Below are 14,476 nucleotides of genomic sequence, written 5' to 3'. Positions count from 1 at the left end.
GAAGGCGGCCTGATACGCACCAACGTGATTAACGATAAAAATCCAGAAGCGTGCAAGCGTTTCTGGATTTTTTTATGAAGGACATCCCTGTCCTTCACCCTTCGGGCCGTTGCTTACGCAACGTTGGAAAACGTTCCCGACGTTTTTTTATGACGGAATCCCTGGCCGCCACCTCTCCTGTTGTTGGGAGCTTAATACCCATAAAGTGTTACTTTTCATACACCCTGTTTTTATATTTGAATGTTTAAAATTCAACGTTTTATAAAATAAATCCCTCTATCGCTCTCCTTATTTTCTTCCTGTCATATCTGTATAGTATGCGGCGATATATAAAATATTACATATCGATAATTGACATAATATTGACCAACAGGGATATCGCGGATGAAAGCCCGAAAAAATAATAGAAAAAAAGCACAGTGGTTATTGCCAGTATTAATGGTGGTTGTTCCACCGGTATTAAGCGCCGAACCGGCAACGATCAAAGATAGCGAAAAGGCAAAAGCGGCTGACGTGATGGTCGTCAAGGCCGATCGCAGTGAGACGAATGCGAATCTGGCTGGCGCAGGTATGACGACCGATGATGTGGAGATCGGGCCGCTGGGGAAACGTTCACGGCTGGATACGCCGTATTCGACCACGACCGTAACGGAAGCCATGATTAACAATCAGCAGGCAAAAAATGTTAACGATCTCCTGAAATATAGCGCATCCAGCCAGATGCAGGCGCGGGGTGGCATTGACGTAGGTCGTCCGCAAAGTCGCGGCATGCAAGGAAACGTGCTGGCGAATAGCCGATTGGATGGATTAAACATTATTTCTACCACCGCCTTTCCGGTTGAGATGCTGGAGCGACTGGATGTGATTAACAGCCTCACTGGCGCACTGTATGGGCCTGCCAGCCCAGCCGGACAGTTTAATTTCACGCAGAAAAGGCCAACGGCGCAGACGTTAAACCGCTTTACCGTAGGCTATTCCGGTAAAGGTGCGGCGATGGGACACGCCGATCTGGGTGGGCATCTGGGAGACGAAAACCAGTTCGGCTATCGTATCAACCTGCTACAGGATGAAGGCGAAGGAAGTATCAGCAACAGTACGCTGAGGCGGCAACTAGCCAGCGTGGCGCTTGACTGGAACCTCTCGCCCAATACGGTGTTGGAAGTTAACGCCAGCGAGTACCGCTTCCGCAAAATGGGCTATGCCAGTGGTTTTTCCTATGACAATGTAACCCAATTACCCAGTGCACCGGATGTGACGAAGCAGGGATACGGACAGAGCTTTGCGGGGCTCGATCTGATAACCAAAACGGCCAGCACACGCCTTAAACACTATTTCAATAATAACTGGTATGCCTCGGGCGGAGTGGGCTATCAAACCGCCGATCGTGGTATGCGTTCGTTAGGGCACGCGATTCAAAAAGACGGAACGGTTACATCTAAATTGAACCAGCCATACTCTGCGGGACGCTTTAAGGTATTGAGCAATACGCTACAACTGAACGGCCACATTGATACAAACGGGCCTTCGCATGATGTGGTATTTAGCACCACGGGATATCAGTGGACGAGGTATGCCTCTCCGGGGGATCCGAAATCCTATCCGTTAGGTTCCAGTGCGTTCGATGCGCCACGCACTTACACCGACCCTAGTGACGGGCGCTTTTATGTCGGTTCTGGTTACTCTAAATCCGGCCGTGACAGCCAGCAGGCGATCACCGTTGGTGATACCATCACGTTCAACGATCGTTGGTCAGCGATGGGCGTGGTGAGCCAAAGCTGGATTACTTCGCGCAGTTTTGGCGCAAAGGGTAGTGTAGAGCGTGATACTGGCACCAGCCCAACGGTGTCGTTGATGTATAAACCCTTGCCTAATGTGATGACCTATGTCGCCTATGCGGATTCACTGGAGCAAGGTGAAGGTGCGCCTGAGAAGGATTCAGGCAAGCTGGTGATAAATGCAGGGCAGTCGCTGAAGCCTTACCGCAGTACCCAATATGAAGCAGGGGTGAAATCACAGTGGGATGGGCTGAATCTGAACGCGGCCATTTTCCGTTTGGAACGACCTTTCGCCTATGTTGATCCTTCCGATAACGTTTTCAAGGAGCAAGGTAATCAGGTTAACACGGGGCTGGAGTTGATGGCAGATGGTGAAGTGCTTTCCGGCTTGCATCTCTATAGCAGCATGACCCTACTTGATCCCAAGTTGAAAGACACCAAGTTAGCTGCAACGCGTAATAAACGAGTGCTTGGTGTGCCGAAGTTTCAGGCCAATTTGTTGACGGAATATAGCCATCCATCCGCGCCTAATCTGGTCTATATGGCGAATCTCCATTACACCGGTAAACGCGCAGCTAATGACACTAACACAACGTGGGCAGACAGCTACGTCACGCTGGATTTGGGCACGCGCTACGGCTTTAAACTGTACGATAAGCCAGCAGCGTTTCGTGTTGTGCTCAATAACGTCACCAATGAACGCTACTGGAGTTCGATCTTTGGCGGTACAGATGGTGCAAACGGTGGTGCCAATGCGTTCGCTGGTGAACCACGTGAAATCCGCGCTACTCTGACGGTTGACTGGTGAGTGTAATGTTGAAACATTACCTTATTACGCGGTATCGCACGCTTCTGCTTAATGCGCTCATGCTGTTGGCGGTGGGTTTCTCTGGTGTGCATTGGGTTCAGGCGGAAGCGCCTGAACCCGCGCAGCGGACGATTCACTATTACGGCGATCGCACGGTGACGGTGCCCGCGACGGTTGAGCGGGTTGCTACCTCGTGGAATGCGCAAAACTCGATACTGGCTATGCTGGGCTATGGCGATCGTATTGTCGGGACGACGAAGCTCGTGCGCGATATGCCGCTGTTCCGTCAGTTTGTGCCATCCATTACGCAGGCTTCGCTGGTTTCTCAAAGCGGAAACATGGGAATTAATACCGAAGCATTGATTGCACGTCGTGCTCAGGTCTTTTTCGTGTCGGAAAGTGTGCTGGTTGCTGAAGCTGAGGCGCTGAATAAAGCGGGGATCGCTATTGTGCCGCTCCGCTATAACTCGCTGGCGGCGATGGTGGAACGCACGTTGATTACCGGTGAGGTCCTGGGGCCGGATGCATCGCGTCGGGCGCAGGATTTTGCTGCCTACTATCAGGATAACGTCAGGCGTGTGACGGAAGTTGTTCAGCGCATTCCGCCACAGCAGCGTGTAAAAGTCTACCATTCGGTTGGCGATCCGTTAACCACATCGGGACGTCCTTCATTGAATCAGGACTGGATGGATCTGGGCGGCGCGATCAACGTGGCGGAACCGTGGTTTAGCCGTTCTGGTGTGACAACCGCACCGGTTTCACTTGAGCAGATTTTTCAGGCCGATCCCGATGTGATTATTACGATGCGTGCTGGGGATGCGAAGGCGATTCGTCAGGATGCGCAGTGGCAGCAGCTAAGGGCGGTAAAACAGGGGCGCGTTTATGCGAATCCGCTAGGGATGTTCTGGTGGTGTCGGGAAACCTCGGAGCAGGCGCTGCAATTTCTGTGGCTGGCAAAAACGCTGTACCCACAGCAGATGCAGCACATCGATATGGCAAAAGAGACGCATGATTTTTATCTGCGTTTTTACGGCATTGATTTAACCGCGCTGCAGGTTGAGTCAATTTTGTCGCCACGCTGAATCACGCGGGTGGCGCAGGTTAGCGCTATCCGTGAATGATTTTTGACATTACGGGGCGGGGTATAACGCCCCGTTTCTTTTCGCCTTTCCTACTACCTACACCCATCTTCTATCCTGTGATCGCCATAAACGAACGGCGAGTTTTGTTCAGTTAAAATGGCTTTTTATAAAATCTTTGAAGCGGATCGCACTAATCTTCCCCGTGCTGCCAGCGTCGGGGGCGTGGTGGCAAAAGCGCAAAGGTTTTCACGATCGCCGGGCGCTAACGTAACAGCGTGACACCTTCATAACTAGAAATGCTCGGGGAAGGATGGCGATGAAAACACGTAAGATCGGTTTGGCTAACTATTTAGCCTACGGTTCAGGGGACTTTCTTGGTGCGGGTACAACCGCGCTGACGGCCGCTTGGTTACTCTATTTTTACACCACGTTCTGTGGCTTAACGCCGATTGAGGCAACGTTTATTTTTGCGATGGCGCGTGTGCTCGATGCCGTCGTCAGCCCGCTGATGGGTTTCCTGACCGATAACTTCGGTTCAACCTGGCTAGGCAAACGCTTTGGCCGGCGTAAATTCTTTATTCTGCTCGGAATTCCCTTCGTGTTTAGCTACAGCTTCATGTGGGTGGGGGATATGAGCTATTGGTACTATCTGCTGACCTACCTGCTGTTTGATGTCGTGTACACCATGGTGCTGGTGCCGTATGAAACGCTGGTGCCAGAAATGACCGACGATTTCAAACAGAAAACCAAGTTCTCCGGCGCACGTATCGCGCTGGCGCAGCTTTCCGCGATTTTAGCTGCCTTCCTGCCGGGCATCCTGCTGGGCTACTTTGGCAAAGACAATGCGGTATCCTTCTTCTATTCGAGTCTGGTGTTCTCCGTTATCTGTGCGCTGGTTCTGACGTTGGTCTATTTCTTTACCTGGGAGCGACCACGCGATGAGATGTCGGAAGCGTCGCTACGAGCAGAGAAAGAGCGCCAGTCTCTGACGCTGGGCCAAAGCCTGAAACGCCTGAACGTTGAACTGGTTTCCACGCTGCGTATTCGCATTTTCCGCCAGCATCTCGGTATGTATCTGGGCGGGTATATCGCGCAGGATGTGTTCAACGCGGTGTTTACCTACTACGTGGTCTTTGTGCTGATGCAAAGCCCGACGATGGCCTCTAACCTGATGGGAACGATGGCAATTCTGCAATTCATCGCAGTGATCGGCATGATTCCGTTGTGTATTCGCTTTGGGCCAGCGCCGTCTTACCGTCTGGTCGTGTGCCTGTTTGGCCTGAGTGCGCTCTCCTACGCCGTTCTGTGGTACAGCGGCCTGCATGACACCTTCTCTCTGTTACTGCTGATCTCTGCGCTGGCGGGCATCGGACGCGGCGGGATCAACTACGTGCCGTGGAACACCTACACGTATATTGCGGATGTGGATGAAGTGATTACCGCGCAGCGTCGTGAAGGGATCTTCGCTGGGATTATGACGCTGACCCGCAAAGCCTCTCAGGCTGGTGCGGTGATGCTGGTGGGGATTGTGTTGCAACTATCTGGTTTCGTGTCTGGGCAAAGCGTACAAGCGCCGGGCGTCAGTCACACGATTTTGATGATTTTGAGCTTCGGCACCGTGGGTGTGCTGGTGTTGGGCTTCCTGGTCTCTCTCCGCTTTAAACTCAACCTGCAAACGCACAGCGTGCTGCGCGAGGAAACGCTGAAAATGCGTGAGGCTGGGCGTCCTGTGCCAGAGAAGATTACCCCGCAGGCGCGGGCCACGGTCGAAATGCTGGCGGGTATGCCGTATGAATCGCTGTGGGGCAACAATAATATCGGCTACCTGAACCGCCATAAAGGTGACAAGCCGGTAACGCACGCCACGCAGTCGTAACTGTATTGAACTGTTAACTGATAACTCAATTGGATGAATGACTATGACCGTATTCAGTGTAAAACATAGCCCGCTTTTACGTCAGCCGGAACGTTTCATCTCCCGTGAGGATCTGAAAGCGCTGATTTGCCGTATCACCGACAACCTGGTGAATATCGAGGATAAAACCGGTGAGTTCTTGTTGCGGCTGGACGATGGTCGTGTGATTGATACCAAAGGCTGGGCGGGGTGGGAATGGACGCACGGCATCGGGCTGTACGGGATCTATCAGTATTACCAGCAGACGGGTGACGAGCAGATGCGTGCCATCATTGATGACTGGTTTACTGAGCGTCTGGCGGAAGGCACGCCGACGAAGAACGTGAACACCGTGTGCCCGTTCCTGACGCTGGCTTATCGCTATGAGGAAACGGGCGATGCCCGCTGGCTGCCGTATCTGGAGCGTTGGGCGGAGTGGGTGATGTATGAAATGCCGCGCACGGATAAGCAGGGCTTGCAGCACATTGTTTATAACAATGAAAACCACCAGCAACTGTGGGACGACACGCTGATGATGAGCGTGCTGCCGCTGGCGAAAATAGGCAAGCTGTTAAACCGACCAGAGTTTGTAGAAGAAGCGACGTATCAGTTCCTGCTGCATGTGCAATACCTGATGGATCGTGAAAGCGGCCTGTGGTTTCACGGCTGGACGTTTGAAGGGCAGCATAACTACGCCAAAGCCCGCTGGGCACGTGGCAATAGCTGGCTGACTATCGTTATTCCTGAATTTATCGAACTGCTGGATCTGCCGGAACACAACGCGACGCGCCGCTTCCTGCTGCAGGTGTTGGAAAGCCAAATTGAAGCATTGGCAAAATATCAGGATGACAGCGGCCTGTGGCACACGCTGATCGACGATCCAAATTCGTACCTCGAAAGCTCCGCAACCGCCGGCTTTGCCTACGGTATTTTGAAAGCGGTGCGTAAGCGTTATGTCGATCCAAGCTACGCTGAGGTTGCGGAGAAAGCGATTCGCGGTGTGATTAATCACGTTAATCAAGACGGTGAGCTGACGCAGGTGTCATTCGGCACCGCGATGGGTAACGATCTGGATTTCTACCGCAATATCGCGCTGACCTCTATGCCTTATGGTCAGGCGATGGCGATCCTGTGTCTGGCTGAATATCTGCGAGTTTATCTATAATGGTGATCGCCCCTGCAATTTACCTTGCAGGGGCGATTTTTTTAGCAAATCAATTACATAAAAACCTTATGCCAAGGCGACTAACGTACAACCGTTAGGGCACCCGCAGGCAACCTTATGTCCTTCAAGTGCGATGGCAACGCCTGCTATATTGGCAAGCGTACTTCCTTCGCTAATCGTTCCGGTTACCTTACAAACTGGGCAAAACACGGGGTCTCCTTTGCGTGCTATTGACTGAGTTTGATTAGCCAAAGGGGAACCACTGAGCACTTTACCGCCTGTGGTGGTGGTGTCGCCCACCAGAATCACTTTCTTTCCTTGTATCACCGTTCTCATGACGGCGACCCCGGAACATCACCAAGCGTCTCGGCTTCATGGTCTAAATGCCACAGGGTGGCTTCGGTGGCGGAAAGGGAGGGGGCTAGTTCACCCTGCGCGATAAAGCGCATCGTGCGGGGCTGTGACGGGGTGGTCCAGTAGCCGCTGACCCGCGCCGGGGTGCCGGACTTGAGTGGGGTAATGGACAGTGGCCCCTGGTCATAGCGGGCGTACCATTCGCGGGTGGATTGCCCATCGAACTGATTAACACCATAAAAATGCAGGGAATGCCCGGCCTTGGGCTGGACGCGTATCGGGCGGAGCAACTGGTTGACGGCGAGGTACTGGGGCGACAAGCCCGCGGTCAGCGGGGTTAAATCCGGGTAGAGCCCGGCGCGCAGCAGCAACCCGCCGGTATAGGGCTCAACGCTGATGTCCGGGGTTTGGGAAAGAATGCGCCGTACCCAGTCTTCCCCGCCCAGTCGGGTGATATAGCGGGAGCTTAATACGGTGATCCAGTTCACGCCGCGGGTGCTGTTGGTGTAATGCCTTTTGGCCGCAAAGGCGTTGGCATTGACCTGGAGTGGGGGATAGCGTCTGGCCAGTTCGTATTCAACGGGGCAGTAGTCATCGTAATCTTGCGGCAAATTCAGGCAGTGACCGCAGTCCCCGCTGTCGGGCTCCAGTTGCTGGCACAGATAGGTCAGCCAGTCGTTAAAACGCGCCATACCCTGCCCGTCTTTCAGGTAAAACCAGGGCAGAACCAGACTGAGATAAGCGTTCTTATCATCATCGTCATCACCTGAGTCGATATAGCTAATTAGGCAATTGGGAGCCTCATCCTTGTTTTTGGCATCGCTGATATCCCAGCCGCCGTAGTCGTAGACGCCCTTGTTGATAATACTGGCTTCCACCCGGGCAATATTCTCCGGGGTGTATTTTTTCATGCCGCTGAACTCGTGGGCATGGAAGCGTAAGTGGGTGCCGAACTCGTCACGAAAACGCTGGAAACAGGCGAGTATTTTCTGGCGTTTTTCCAGGGTGTAGCCCTGTTTAAAAAACAGGGTAATGGACAGTCCCAGACGGGTGACGACCACGTCGTTGTTGTCGGTAAAGGTAAACTCGGGCGCGTGCTGCTCCAGTTGAGCGATATAGTCAGGGTGTTGCATTATGGTGCTCATGACGGCGACCCCGGAACATCGCCGAGCGTCTCGGCTTGATGGTCTAAATGCCACAGGGTGGCTTCGGTGGCAGAAAGGGCGGGGGCAAGTTCGCCCTGCGCGATGAAGCGCATCGTGTGGGACTGTGACGGGGTGGTCCAGTAGCCGCTGACCCGCGCCGGGGTGCCGGACTTGAGCGGGGTAATGGACAACGGCCCCTGGTCATAGCGGGCGTACCATTCGTGGGTGGATTGCTCATCGAACTGGTTGATGCCGTAAGAATGCAGGGAATGCCCGGCCTTGGGCTGGACGCGTATCGGGCGGAGTAACTGGTTGACGGCGAGGTACTGGGGCGATAAGCCGGCGGTTAGCGGGGTTAAATCCGGGTAGCGGCCGGCGCGCAGCAGCAACCCGCCGGGATAGGGCTCAACGCTGATGTCCGGGGTTTGGGAAAGGACGCGCCGTACCCAGCCTTCCCCGCCCAGTCGGGTGATATAGCGGGAGCTTAATACGGTGATCCAGTTCACGCCGCGGGTACTATTGTTGTATTGCGCTGCATCAGCAAAGACGTTGGCATTGACCTGGAGTGGGGGATAGCGTCTGGCCAGCTCATATTCAACGGGGCAATAGTCATCAAAATCTTGTGGCAGGTTGAGGCAGTGGCCGCAGTCTCCGCTGTCGGGCTCCAGTTGCTGGCACAAATAGGTCAGCCAGTCGGTAAAACGCGCCATGCCCTGTGCGTCTTTCAGGTAAAACCAGGGCAGAACCAGGCTGAGATAAGCATTATCATCATCATCGTCATCACCCGAATCCAGGTAGCGCATAATGACGTTGGGCGCCTCGCCCATGTTTTTGGCATCGCTGACATACCAGCCGCCGTAGTCGTAGACACCCTTGTTGATAATACTGGCTTCCACCCGGGCAATATTCTCCGGGGTGTATTTTTTCATGCCGTTGAACTCGTGGGCATGGAAGCGTAAGTGGGTGCCGAACTCGTCACGAAAGCGCTGGAAACAGGCGAGTATTTTCTGGCGTTTTTCCAGGGTGTAGCCCTGTTTAAAAAACAGGGTAATGGACAGCCCCAGACGGGTGACGACCACGTCGTTGTTGTCGGTAAAGGTAAACTCGGGCGCGTGCTGCGCCAGTTGAGCGATATAGTCAGGGTGTTCCATGATTGTGGCTCCGGTTGATTAATTGGCAATGGCCAGCGTGCCGCCGCCTACGGCGGCCAGGGCACCGAGCAGGGCGGCCAGGGCTGGGGCGCCAGCGGTGATGGCGGCGGCGATGGCGGCCACCGCGAGCACCAGTGCGCCAGCTATGACAGATACCACGATATGGGTCACGACCCTCTCGGCGACTTTAATGGCCAGTTGTACCGTGCCGTCGCCGATATCGTGCAGTATCTGTACCCAGTCTATCTGCTGGAGATAGTCCAGCGTGATATCCATACCCGCCTGTACCGTTTTCCATAACGCCTGGAGCTGGGTAAACGTCCAGGTGATGATTTCGCTGGTCTTGTCACTGAACCAGGAGAGGGTATAACGGGCCTGCCGGGTAACGGGGTCAATCACTTCCTGACACAGCCAGTCGCCTTTTTCACTCACCCAGGCGCCAAAGGGGCGAAAAGCCTCGCGCGTGCTATCCCGGACGAACTCCCACCCTTGTTCGGCCAGGCTGGACACCTCATCGCCGAAGCGCACCCAGTCCTCCACCGAGGGCTGGTACGTCCAGGGTGTGGTGCTTAACAGCGGTAGATTATAGGGGAGGGGCTGGGGCAGGGTGCCCGGTGCGCCCTCGGGAGGCGGCACCGGGATAGGCACAGGTTGAAGGGCAGCCTGTTCAGCGGTGGTGGGCGGTAGTAATGCATAGCGAGCCGCGGTCGCCCGGGTGGCGGCGTTGTATTGTTCATCATAGGCTTTTTGTTTCTCAGTACGGTTATCCTCAATGCGCATCACGCCAAACCGGGAATTTGTGGCGATTAGAATATAATCTTTACGCTGCCCCTCTGATAATGTATCTCTCGGAAATTTAACCTCGATCAGCATTTTCAGGTTGTCACTGTAAGTTTTGCCATCAAAATAGGTGGCACCGAGCCCGGGCCAGCGGCAGTTTGGGTCATTGACCAGAATAATATCCGGGCGGCGCATCCCTTTTACTTTGTGTTTTATCCAGTTTTCAGGCGACGGTCTGGCAAAGGGGCTGCTGGAGTGCGGCAGGTTATCGCCGTAGGCTTTTTTCGAGGCTTCACTGGTGGCCAGCATCGGCAAGGGGACGGGTTTTGCCATGGCAAAGACCACTTCGGCCTTGTAGGCCCAGAGATAGTGTGCCTTGTACTCTTCAATGCGGATCAGGCTGCTCATCACCAACTGCTTTAAATTGTGTACCTGGCCGGTTTTGGTGGTGATACGCTGCGGCATGCGCATGGCCAGTTCGGCTTTTTGCGCCAGATAGCACGGGTCTGCATCGACGGGGAACTTCCCCCGCTCCATGGTGCAGGTAATGGAGGTGACGGCGGGACAAAGGCTGCCGGGGTTACTCATGGTGTAACTCCTTGAATTCCATTACACGCTCGACCTGTGCGTTGTTACTGGCCTGGTAATAGCGCGTTTTAACCGGTTTTTGGGTTTCCGGGATATCGAGTTGCAGGTTGTCTTCTTTTTCCGTTCGCATCATCAGGGTTCTTCCCTGCGCGTCGGTTTTACCAGAAACGACCTGACCATTGGCCCCTTTGATGGTGTAAGGCGCATTGATCAAGGGGGCTCCGGTATGTTCATTGAATAACGTATAACGCGCTGAATAAGTGAATAGTGGGCTCGGTGGCATACCACCCGCAGAATGTTCCGCCAGAGTGATACTTACCCCTTCGATGCGGATATTGCCGATGGGATCAATGACAATCCTCCCTCCGGCATTACCAATCAAAATTTGGCCGCTGTCGGAATGGATAGAGATGTGCTTGCCAACCTTCAGGGAATCATTGTCCGTCACCTCAAGAAAACGGCTCTTCTTGACGACCGTGCTGTGCTGCCCTTCAATCGTGATGCTTTGATCTTTCGTTACGCTGAGCGTCTGGTATCCGCCTACGGATTCGTCATCGTCCACTTTAATCACTGCGGTCCGGTTGTTATCGACCGTCAGTTGCATGTCCCGGTTGATCGTCGTCGATTGATCCCGTAGCACGTCCGTGTTCATGTCCTGTTGGGCATGAATATAGATCTCCTCCCTGTCTCGTTCGTCCTCAAATCGCAGTTCATTGAACCCGTCACCTTTATGCGTTTGTGAACGAAGCGTCATCTGGGTTTTCGTGCCTGGCAGGTTACCTGGGGGCAGATTGCTGACGTGGTAGGTGCGCCCAATAATGACGGGCTGATCGGGGTCGCCGTTAAGAAACTCAACAATCACCTCATGGCCGATGCGCGGAATAGCCGACATCCCCCAGCCTTGTCCTGCCCATGGGTGAGAAACCCGCACCCAGCAGGAGCTGCTGTCATCTGTCTTGTCGGATAAGTCCCAGAGAAAACGGACTCTGACGCGACCGTATTCATCGCAAAAAATTTCTTCAGTGTCTGGGCCTGTGACAATCGCAATCTGTGCCCCATCGATACGAGGTTTGGGCAGTGAAAGGGGACGCCAGGTTTGATCCTGCGGGATAAAGGCGAATTGCCCCATCAGCGTCGTTCCCTCTTCCCCAGTTTCGGTTTCCAGCGCCTGGGGTTGCCTTCCTATGTAGGTGGAATGCGTGATTTGCCAGCGCGTGTTATGCGTTTCCAGTGGATGGTTTTCCAGAGTAAAACGGATCCCCGGTTGAAGTGCCGGGCAGTTGGTTGCGCCTTCCCCCTGATGAGCGCTGTTGCGGAGGGCCTGAATACGCCACCGTGCAAAATGTTCCCCGGTGGGCCCGGTGCCTTTATAGCGCCCGGGATAGTCATAGTGAAGGTAGCGGCCTGATTGGTGTTCGGTATCTCGGGCATACTCGCGAGATTCTGCCGGCCAGCGAGGTTTTTTAAAGGTGTAATCTTTCAGCAATACATCGGAAGGGCGTAGGTTTTCCCGGCGACGGAACGTGGTCACACACCATTCGTCTGAACGGATTGGTTTTTCAGGGCTGTAGGGCAGCGTCGGCCCTGTATGCAGTGCTGCACAGTCATCGGCAAAAACGAGCGTATGCTTGCCATGTTGATGCTCGAAAAAATAGAACATCCCTTCTTCTGCCGCCAGACGATTGATAAAGTCGGCATCGCTTTCCTGGTATTGCACACAGAATTCACGCACTGCTCGGGGGTAACGTAGAGCAAAGGCATAGTCACTGATGAGATGTTTTTTGAGTAATGTTTCCAGTATTTCTTGAACACTTTGTTGCTGAAAAATACGTGAATGTCTGACCAGCCCAGCTCGCCAGAGCGCGGGGTGTATGGTGATGCGGTAGCGGGTTTGGTGCAAACCGGCATCGCCTTGTTCCATCTCACTGACGATGCCGTTGACGGTGCGTAGCACCTCGGTATCTTGCATTATGGTTAGTGTGGCGGTGCTATCCAGCACCGTGCCAAACGCTATGCTGGAATGAGTGCTCACGGCCTCAAGATTGAGCACGAAAGGCAGGGAAAATTGCTCACTCAGCGTGAATCCCACAACGGTAAAGGTTTCAGGCGGCAAATTTCCTATATTTAACGTAAATCGAAGGCCTGCCGATGGTTTCTTTACATTCAACATCTATTTTCCTTAATTTAAAGCGAGACCGCGTTAATGGTGCGCTTTAGCTGAATGTTTTATTTGTATTGTCATATTTTTACTGGGGAAAGGTAGGGTAATAGGGATGAAGCATGAGTTCAATGACACTTAAATACGCCATTGTGGGATGATTATTTTATGGGGGCGTAATTTTCAGTAAATCGATATTTTATTCTGCCAGTGTTTCGTTAAGTCGTTTTTTTTGTTGGTTTTTGTTTGTAATTGTTGGTTTTTATTTTTTTTAAGATAGGTGTGATTTGTCTGGTTTAATGTGGTTTTTAATAATTTAAATAATAATTAAATTAATGATCTATCTAAATAAATAGGATTTTAAATATAAGTGTGTTTCGTTTTTTAGAGAGGGAGGGTATTAATAAACGAGTCTCTCTTTTGGCCAGTGCGGTTTAATAAAATCTCCGGTGAGAATACCGGAGATTTGTATAAGGAACAGTCTGAGTACGGGATAATTTATTGCCACGGGAAAGAGACATCGACACATTACCTATTTCCCCTCTTTGGCTTTCATTCTGCCCGTTAGTTTTTTAACCCAGCCACGCTGTAATTTACGGGAAGCCAGCGGTAACCGTTGGTGGTGCCGTTGCGTTCCAGACGTGTACCCACGTGGCCGATGCCGGGGAAGGGCAGGTGAGCGCCTGCGACCCAGTAGCCCTGACTGGCGGCGTTAGCCAGCGCTTTATTACGGGATTCTGTCGCTTGATCCATATTCGAGTCAAAGCTGATGGTGGTGGCTGGTAAGCTCATCTGTACCGCTTCCGCATGAACGAGGTCTCCCCATGCCAGCAGTTTTTTCCCCTCACTTTCGACCATATACGAGGTGTGCCCTGGCGTATGTCCTGGGCTTGGAATCGCGGTGATGCCGGGCAGCAGTGCCGCCTGTTGGGCCGGGAAGGTCTTCAGCTTGTTCGCTTTCTTAATGGCGTCAAAGGTGTTTTGCACGCGTTGGAACGCCGCTTTTCTGTTTTCTGGCGCATTCTTCAGGTTTTCCGGGCTAAGCCAGAAGTCGGTTTCTGGCTGACTGACATACACGGTGGCGTTCGGGTAGTTCAGCTTATTGTCCTGTACCAAACCGCCAAAATGGTCGCCGTGCAGGTGGGTCATCAACACGGTATCGACCTGCTCAGGTTTGTAACCTGCCGCAATCAGATTCGGCAGCACTTTCCCTACCGTAGGATTACTCTGCTTGCCGTTGCCTGTATCGATCAGAATCAGGTGTTTCCCAGTATTGACCAAATAGGCATTGATCGATGTTTCCACCTGTGGGGGGAGCGCTTTTTCCGCTAGCAGTTCGGTAATTTTTTCCGGTGGGGTGCGCTGCAACAGTTTATCCATAGGCATGGTGTTGGTGCCATCAGACAGTGCAGTGATTTCAAACTGGCCCAGCATGATGCGGTAATAGCCGGGCTGAGTTTTAACCTGGGCAATATCCTGTGCCTGCGTAAATACAGGTACAAATGCACATGAGGCGAGTAATAAGGCTAATGGTTTCAATAACGTCATTTATTTTTGTCCTTGTTAATAATGAAAC

The 14,476-nt window shown here is 52.9% G+C and carries 10 protein-coding genes; 4 read left to right on the top strand and 6 right to left on the bottom strand.

Features of this window, described 5'->3' with window-relative positions:
• Positions 1-384 precede the first annotated feature (384 nt).
• The 4 genes from A7983_RS02825 to bglB all read left to right on the top strand — a co-directional run bounded on the left by A7983_RS02825 (position 385) and on the right by bglB (position 6,724).
• Positions 385-2,583, top strand: a complete 2,199-nt coding sequence (locus A7983_RS02825; RefSeq protein WP_005974667.1) for a TonB-dependent receptor — start codon at positions 385-387, stop codon at positions 2,581-2,583.
• Between the two features lie 5 nt (positions 2,584-2,588).
• On the top strand, positions 2,589-3,665 hold the full coding sequence (locus tag A7983_RS02820) for an ABC transporter substrate-binding protein (RefSeq protein ID WP_005974664.1): 1,077 nt from the start codon (positions 2,589-2,591) through the stop codon (positions 3,663-3,665).
• A 316-nt stretch (positions 3,666-3,981) separates the two neighbouring features.
• Positions 3,982-5,541, top strand: coding sequence for an MFS transporter (locus A7983_RS02815; RefSeq protein ID WP_005974661.1), 1,560 nt, complete (start codon positions 3,982-3,984; stop codon positions 5,539-5,541).
• A gap of 43 nt (positions 5,542-5,584) precedes the next feature.
• Positions 5,585-6,724 (top strand): beta-galactosidase BglB, encoded by a 1,140-nt coding sequence (bglB, locus tag A7983_RS02810; protein ID WP_005974659.1) that lies wholly within the window; start codon positions 5,585-5,587, stop codon positions 6,722-6,724.
• 66 nt (positions 6,725-6,790) lie between these two features.
• On the opposite strand, the gene A7983_RS02805 is transcribed toward bglB, so the two are convergent.
• From A7983_RS02805 to A7983_RS02780, 6 genes are all read right to left on the bottom strand, one after another.
• A complete protein-coding gene (locus A7983_RS02805) occupies positions 6,791-7,060 on the bottom strand; it encodes a PAAR domain-containing protein (RefSeq protein ID WP_005974656.1) in 270 nt (89 codons plus the stop codon).
• Entirely contained in the window at positions 7,057-8,211 is a 1,155-nt protein-coding gene (locus A7983_RS02800) for a type VI immunity family protein (protein ID WP_005974654.1), read from the bottom strand. Before A7983_RS02800 ends, A7983_RS02805 begins: the two co-directional genes overlap by 4 nt.
• An 8-nt stretch (positions 8,212-8,219) precedes the next feature.
• Complete coding sequence (locus A7983_RS02795) at positions 8,220-9,374, bottom strand: type VI immunity family protein (protein WP_039478286.1); 1,155 nt, start codon at positions 9,372-9,374, stop codon at positions 8,220-8,222.
• A gap of 18 nt (positions 9,375-9,392) precedes the next feature.
• Complete coding sequence (locus A7983_RS02790) at positions 9,393-10,742, bottom strand: VRR-NUC domain-containing protein (protein WP_039478283.1); 1,350 nt, start codon at positions 10,740-10,742, stop codon at positions 9,393-9,395.
• Positions 10,735-12,912 carry a type VI secretion system Vgr family protein gene (locus A7983_RS02785; RefSeq protein ID WP_005973532.1) on the bottom strand — a complete coding sequence of 726 codons (2,178 nt, stop codon included), beginning with the start codon at positions 12,910-12,912 and terminating at the stop codon, positions 10,735-10,737. Before A7983_RS02785 ends, A7983_RS02790 begins: the two co-directional genes overlap by 8 nt.
• Positions 12,913-13,464: 552 nt before the next feature.
• Positions 13,465-14,448: an MBL fold metallo-hydrolase gene (locus tag A7983_RS02780; protein WP_005973530.1), complete on the bottom strand. Its 984-nt coding sequence runs from the start codon at positions 14,446-14,448 to the stop codon at positions 13,465-13,467.
• Positions 14,449-14,476 lie beyond the last annotated feature (28 nt).

The organism is Pectobacterium wasabiae CFBP 3304 (assembly GCF_001742185.1).
Taxonomy (GTDB): domain Bacteria; phylum Pseudomonadota; class Gammaproteobacteria; order Enterobacterales; family Enterobacteriaceae; genus Pectobacterium; species Pectobacterium wasabiae.
Note: the sequence above shows the minus strand (reverse complement) of the source record. Positions and strands in the feature narration are given on the sequence as shown.

Excerpts from the sequence above, each read along its gene's own strand:
- A7983_RS02820 (WP_005974664.1), top strand. The coding sequence starts at position 2,589 with ATGTTGAAACATTACCTTATTACGCGGTATCGCACGCTTCTGCTTAAT.
- A7983_RS02795 (WP_039478286.1), bottom strand. The coding sequence starts at position 9,374 with ATGGAACACCCTGACTATATCGCTCAACTGGCGCAGCACGCGCCCGAG.
- A7983_RS02800 (WP_005974654.1), bottom strand. The coding sequence starts at position 8,211 with ATGCAACACCCTGACTATATCGCTCAACTGGAGCAGCACGCGCCCGAG.
- A7983_RS02780 (WP_005973530.1), bottom strand. The coding sequence starts at position 14,448 with ATGACGTTATTGAAACCATTAGCCTTATTACTCGCCTCATGTGCATTT.
- A7983_RS02785 (WP_005973532.1), bottom strand. The coding sequence starts at position 12,912 with ATGTTGAATGTAAAGAAACCATCGGCAGGCCTTCGATTTACGTTAAAT.
- A7983_RS02790 (WP_039478283.1), bottom strand. The coding sequence starts at position 10,742 with ATGAGTAACCCCGGCAGCCTTTGTCCCGCCGTCACCTCCATTACCTGC.
- A7983_RS02815 (WP_005974661.1), top strand. The coding sequence starts at position 3,982 with ATGAAAACACGTAAGATCGGTTTGGCTAACTATTTAGCCTACGGTTCA.
- A7983_RS02825 (WP_005974667.1), top strand. The coding sequence starts at position 385 with ATGAAAGCCCGAAAAAATAATAGAAAAAAAGCACAGTGGTTATTGCCA.
- bglB (WP_005974659.1), top strand. The coding sequence starts at position 5,585 with ATGACCGTATTCAGTGTAAAACATAGCCCGCTTTTACGTCAGCCGGAA.
- A7983_RS02805 (WP_005974656.1), bottom strand. The coding sequence starts at position 7,060 with ATGAGAACGGTGATACAAGGAAAGAAAGTGATTCTGGTGGGCGACACC.